Below are 6,187 nucleotides of genomic sequence, written 5' to 3'. Positions count from 1 at the left end.
GTAAAAATTTAAAAATATTTTTGCTTTTTTTAGTATTTTGAGGTATAATGAGTTTGGGGGAATTTCTTTATAGGATAAAGCGCTATCAACATATTCAAAGGAGTTTATATGGAGGATACAAGAAAGATTGCTATCTATTCGAGAAAATCAAAATTCACAGGCAAAGGTGAAAGTATCGGAAATCAGATCGAATTATGTAAAGCTGGCATTCGTACTGCATATTCAGATATTTCTGATGATGCCATTCTGATTTTTGAGGATGAAGGCTTTTCTGGTGGCAATACAAATCGACCACAGTTTCAAGAAATGATGAAGTTATGCCGCAAAAGAAAAATAAAATGTATTGTCTGTTATAGATTGGATCGTATCAGTCGAAATATATGCGATTACACCTCCATGATAGAGGAACTTAATCAATTAGATATTTCCTTTATTTCTATCACTGAAAAATTTGATACGACATCAGCAATTGGCAGGACAATGATGAATATTGCTTCTGTTTTCGCACAGTTTGAACGTGAAACCATTGCAGAACGTATTCGTGATAATATGCTGGAACTTGCCAAGGATGGAAGATGGCTGGGGGGGAATACACCGACAGGATATAGAAGTGTTGAAACCATTGGCAGTATTACAATGGACGGCAGGAAAAGAAAAGCGAGAAAGCTGGAAATCATACCGGATGAAGCAAAACTCATTCAGCTCATATTCTCTAAATTTCTTGAATTTCATTCTCTTACGAAAACTGAAACGTACCTGATTCAAAATAACTACATAACCAAAACCGGAAAATACTTTTCTCGTTTTGCCATTAAAGGGATTCTGATGAACCCGATTTATCTCAAGGCGGACGAAGCTGCATGGAACTATTTTGACACGAAAGAGGTGGAAGTTTTTTCTGATAGAAACTGTTTTGATGGTAATCACGGAGTAATTGCTTACAATAAAACCAAACAGCAAACCGGACATTCAAATAAGGTGCGTGATATCAAAGATTGGATCATCGCCGTAGGCAAACATGAGGGAATCATCAGCGGAGAGGATTGGTGTCAAACGCAGAAACTGCTTGCACAGAACAAATCCAAATCCTATCGGAAACCAAGAAGCAATGTTGCCCTTTTATCCGGTTTGCTTTTTTGTGGAGACTGTGGCAGTTTTATGAGACCAAAATTATCACAGCGAATCAATCAAGATGGAGAATTTATTTATGATTATCTATGCGAACTAAAAGAAAAGAGTAAACGCCAAAAATGTTCGATGAAACGCATCAATGGTAATGAACTGGATCAGGCGATATCTAATGAAATCAAAAAAATCACTTCGGATGAATCTGAACTTCTGCGTATTCTAAAAAAAGAAGCTGCACACGCACAAATGAGGAACACTTCCCATCAGAAAAAAATACTATCCCTGAAAAGAAACAAATCATACACAGAGTGTAAAATAAAGAATTTGATTGCACTGCTTGAAAAGGCAGAAGACACAGCAGCTCATAAATACATTCTGGAAGAAATCAATACACTTGACAAAGCAAAAATAGATATTGAGGCTCAGATTCAGGAGTATGAAGGTATGGAAAGGGTCAATGCCCTATCTGATTTAGAATTTGAAGGACTTGCAAAAATGCTTTGTTCCTTTGCTGATTCCTTTGAAACAATGCCATTAGAACAAAAACGTTTTACGATTAAAACATTTGTAAGAAAAATAGTATGGGATGGATCACAAGTGCACATTTACTTCTTAGGAAATGAAGATGATAAAACTGATATTTCACAAGACGCCCTTCTAGAGCCGCAGCGAGAGGGTTACAAATGAAATCCTCATGCACTTCCGGGGGCAGAAGAAAACAGCCAATGATGTGTACATTGACGAGCCCATCGACACGGACAAGGACGGGAACACCCTGACTCTCATGGACATTGTGGCGGACAGCAGCGATGTGTTCGAGCAGGTGGATCTGACCATCCGCTCCAAGCAGCTGTACCGGTATCTGGACAAGTGCCTGGAGCCAAGAGAGCTGGATATTATCACCCGGCGCTATGGACTGTACAACCACATGCCCCAGACCCAGCGAGAGGTGGCGGATCGGCTTGGCATCAGCCGATCCTATGTGTCCCGGATTGAAAAGCGTGCCCTCAGCAAGCTGAAAGCCATGTATGATGCCGGGGCATAGTCCGGGCTAAGGTGCAGCGCTGCCTGAAAACAGAGTACTTTTCAGCAGAAAAAATACTGTTTTATAGTTGACAGCCCTCCCCGTTTCGCTTATAATAAAGGCAGTACTGCACAGGTTTTGTGCGGTGCAGTCTAAGGAAACCAAATCGTTTAAGGAGAAAAGCAATGGAATTAAAAAATCTTTATAAAGTTCATATGGGGAAAGCCAACTGCGCCATTGACCTGGGAGACGGCAGCGAACGGGGCGAATATGTAAACCAGGACTATATCCTCGCCAAGCTGGGGCGTCCCATGCGGAGCATCAGTCTGATGTACTGCTACTACCCGCTGGACAAAGGCTGGCCGGGTCGGGCAAGTGTGGTTCACGCCAGCCCGGACGTAAGCTTTGCCTGGGATTACCCCTACGATGACTATTTCACCTATCAGGGCGGCATCGGCGGCAGCACAGAGGGGGAACCCTTCTGCTACATGCGGGAGATCCGTGCCCATGGTCAGGATGTGACCCTGACTCTCACCATCGATCCGCATGTTTCCGATGAAATGCTGGCACAGATCGGCAAGGATCTGCGCCCCTTCGGCAGAATGCTGCTGCGGATCAACCATGAAGCCACCGGTAACTGGTTTTCCTTCAACAAGCGCTGCACCTATCAGGAGGTAGCGGATTTCTTTGTGCGCGCTGCCCGGATCATCAAGGAGGAAGCCCCCAACGTATCCGTAATCGTTTGCATCGGCGGCGTGGAGCATGCCGACAAGCAGGAAATTGAAATGGAACAGGAATTTGCCCAGACCATTCCGGCAGCGGATATCTGGTCCGTGGACAAATACATGGCGCTGCACTGGGGCTGGCCCTATGACGTGGCAGAGCCTGGCGGCTCCAGCCATAACCGGGGTACTGTGGCGGAGACCTATGAGATGACCAAGCGCAGTTTTGAACGGTTCCGGTTCCTCAACGGCGGCGTGGCAAAGCCCATGGTCATGTCCGAGTTTAATGCGGACGGGGATGTAACCGGCCCCTATGACCAGGCAAAGATGGTACGGGAGTTCTGTGATCTGCTGGTCAAGGATCAGGCAACCTGGTTCACAGGCTTCACCTTCTACCAGTTCCGGGATCGGGGCAGGCTGGGTCTGGAGATCGAGGATCCCAACAATCCGGAGGTCGGCATCGAACAGCCGGTCATGGATACCTTCCGGGAACTGATCCAGGAGGACTGGTTCCTGCCCAGACTGACCAATCAGGATGCTCAGCAATTGCCGGTTACCCTGCGCTGGGGCGGCTCGGAGGATGCAGAGGGGCTGGCAATGGATCTGCATTTTGAGGGGAATCCTCACTTCTGTGAGCTGTACTTTGAGGATGACACCAATCTGATGATCGAGCTGGGGGGCAAGTGGTTCTACAAGGCACCCAAGACCCGGTTCGTGGATCTGATGCCCCTGTTCTTCAAGAAGCCTCTGACAGGCCCCTGTGATATGACCCTGCGGCTGTTTGCACCTCCTGCAAGCGGTGAAAATGATCTCACCCTGGCAGATGGACTGTTCAACAGCTACACCACCATCGAAAGACTGCCGAAGCTCCGGGTTCGCTACACCCCGGTGGAGAAATAATCCTTTCAGGCAACACAAACGGACAGCCGGGAATCCCCGACTGTCCGTTTTTTAGGCACCTTTGTACGGTGCAGCATTATTCTGTTTTGACCTCTACAACCTCGCTGACGTGGAGGGCACCGTCCAGCACATCCACCGAAATTTTTGCCACATAGCCGCTGTGCCGCAGCAGGATCTCTGCCACCGGATCCTCCACCTTCTGGCGGATCACCCGACGCAGATCCCGGGCGCCGTAGGATTTTCCAAACGCATCCTTGGCGATCTCCTCCAGGGCAGCCCGTGATACCTCCAGCTTGACTTCCTTTTCTGCCAGAGCCTGTTCCATTTCCGACATCATCAGTCCCGCAATGTCTGCAAAATCCGTTACCGTCAGAGGGCGGAATACGACCACCTCGTCCACTCTGCCGATAAACTCCGGACGCAGGAACTCCCGCAGCGCCTTCAGTGCCTTCTCCCGGCTGATCTCCCCCTCGGTCTTGTTAAAGCCCATGCCGGTGCTCTTGTCCGTGGAGCCGGCATTGGAGGTCATGACAATGATGGTATTTTCAAAGCTGACGGATCGTCCGTGGGCATCGCTGAGCCGTCCCTCATCCAGGATCTGCAACAGCAGATTCATAATATCCGGATGCGCCTTTTCGATCTCATCAAACAGCACCACAGAATAGGGGCGGCGGCGCACCTTTTCGGTCAGCTGGCCTGCCTCATCGTATCCCACATAGCCGGGGGGCGAACCGATCATTTTCGCAACCGCATGCTTCTCCATGTATTCGGTCATATCCAGCCGGATCAGTGCTTCCGTGGAGTCGAACATCTCCTCCGCCAGCACCTTGACCAGCTCTGTTTTGCCCACGCCGGTAGGGCCCACAAAGATAAAGGATGCAGGGCGGCGACGCTTGGAAAGCTGCACCCGGGTACGCTTGATGGCACGGCTCAACACACGGATCGCCTCGGTCTGCCCGATGACCCGCTTGGACAGATTCTCCTCCAGATGCTCCAGCTTGGCAAACTCCGTCTGAGTGATCTTGCTGGCAGGCACGCCTGTCCAGACCTCCACCACCTGGGCGAGATCCTCCTCCGTCACTGTGATATTGGCAGTCTGCTTCTCCAGCTTTTCCCGCTGCTCCCGCAGACGGATCAGATCCGCCTTTACCTCCGCCAGAGCCTGATAATCCGGCGCTTCCGACTCCTCGATCTCCTTTTCCTTTGCTTCCTTGTCGGCAATGCTCTTGACGGTTTCGTCCAGCTTACCCAGCTCCGGATGCCGGATGGATGCACAGGCACAGCTTTCATCCAGCAGGTCGATGGCCTTGTCCGGCAGGAACCGGTCATTGATATACCGGTCGGAAAGCACCGCACACATCCGCACCAGATATTCGCTGATCTTCACCCGGTGGAATGCTTCGTAATACTTCTTGATGCCCATCAGCACTGCAACCGTATCATCAATGGAAGGCACGTTCACTGTCACCGGCTGGAACCGGCGCTCCAGGGCGCTGTCCTTTTCAATATACTTCCGGTATTCGCTGAAGGTGGTGGCACCGATGACCTGGATTTCTCCCCGGGACAGGGCAGGCTTGAGAATATTCGCCGCATTCATAGAGCCTTCGGAATCACCCGTGCCAATCAAGTTGTGTACCTCATCGATAAACAGGATGATATTCCCCTGTTCCTTAACCTCGCTGATGAGACCCTTCACCCGGCTTTCAAACTGACCCCGGAACTGGGTGCCAGCCACCAGGGCGGTCAGATCCATCAGATAGACCCGCTTGCCACGCAAATTGAAGGGCACCTCTCCGGCAGCAATCTTCTGGGCGATGCCCTCCGCAATGGCGGTCTTGCCCACACCCGGCTCACCGATCAAGCAGGGATTGTTTTTCTGTCGCCGGGACAGGATCTGGATCACCCGTGCAATTTCCCGTTCTCTGCCCACGATATTATCCAGCTTGCCTTCCTCTGCCCGCTGGCTCAGATTGGTGCAGTAATTGTCCAGGAACTTCAGTTCCTTGCCCTTTTCCTTCTTTTTCTTGCCCTTAGAGGGTTCCTGGGCATGCTCCTGCTTACCGTTCCTGCCTTCCTCCGGCTTCGGCGCATTATTCGCATTGAACAGATTCTGAATAAAGGGCGGCAGAGTGCCGGAGCCCCCCATCTCAAAGTTGTCTCCGTCCATCAGCTCCATCATCTGGTCGGACATCTGCTCCAGCTCTTCGTCCGTAATGCCCATCTGCTCCATGTAGTCCTTGACCTGAGGGATGTTCATCTGCTTGGCGCAAAGCATACAGAGTCCTTCGCTTTTCTTTTCGTTGCCGTGCATGGTCTGAATAAAAACCACTGCAGGACGGCGTTTGCATCTGCTACATAAAACCATCATATTTCTTCATTCCGCCTCCGGAATGCTCCTTCCTTTGCTCAGTCA

The 6,187-nt window shown here is 50.0% G+C and carries 4 protein-coding genes; 3 read left to right on the top strand and 1 reads right to left on the bottom strand.

The features are described 5' to 3' along the window. The first annotated feature begins 108 nt into the window (after positions 1 to 108). The 3 genes from RUM_RS06520 to RUM_RS06510 all read left to right on the top strand — a co-directional run bounded on the left by RUM_RS06520 (position 109) and on the right by RUM_RS06510 (position 3,774). On the top strand, positions 109 to 1,815 hold the full coding sequence (locus RUM_RS06520; RefSeq protein ID WP_015558372.1) for a recombinase family protein: 1,707 nt from the start codon (positions 109 to 111) through the stop codon (positions 1,813 to 1,815). 7 nt (positions 1,816 to 1,822) lie between these two features. After that, positions 1,823 to 2,173: a sigma-70 family RNA polymerase sigma factor gene (locus tag RUM_RS06515; RefSeq protein ID WP_015558371.1), complete on the top strand. Its 351-nt coding sequence runs from the start codon at positions 1,823 to 1,825 to the stop codon at positions 2,171 to 2,173. A gap of 164 nt (positions 2,174 to 2,337) precedes the next feature. After that, complete coding sequence (locus RUM_RS06510) at positions 2,338 to 3,774, top strand: glycoside hydrolase family 26 protein (protein WP_015558370.1); 1,437 nt, start codon at positions 2,338 to 2,340, stop codon at positions 3,772 to 3,774. 76 nt (positions 3,775 to 3,850) lie between these two features. Here RUM_RS06510 and RUM_RS06505 read toward each other — a convergent pair whose 3' ends face one another. Further along, positions 3,851 to 6,142: an ATP-dependent Clp protease ATP-binding subunit gene (locus RUM_RS06505; protein WP_015558369.1), complete on the bottom strand. Its 2,292-nt coding sequence runs from the start codon at positions 6,140 to 6,142 to the stop codon at positions 3,851 to 3,853. Positions 6,143 to 6,187: the final 45 nt, after the last annotated feature.

This window comes from Ruminococcus champanellensis 18P13 = JCM 17042 (assembly GCF_000210095.1).
Lineage (GTDB): Bacteria > Bacillota > Clostridia > Oscillospirales > Ruminococcaceae > Ruminococcus_F > Ruminococcus_F champanellensis.
This window is presented reverse-complemented; position numbering and strand designations above follow the sequence as displayed.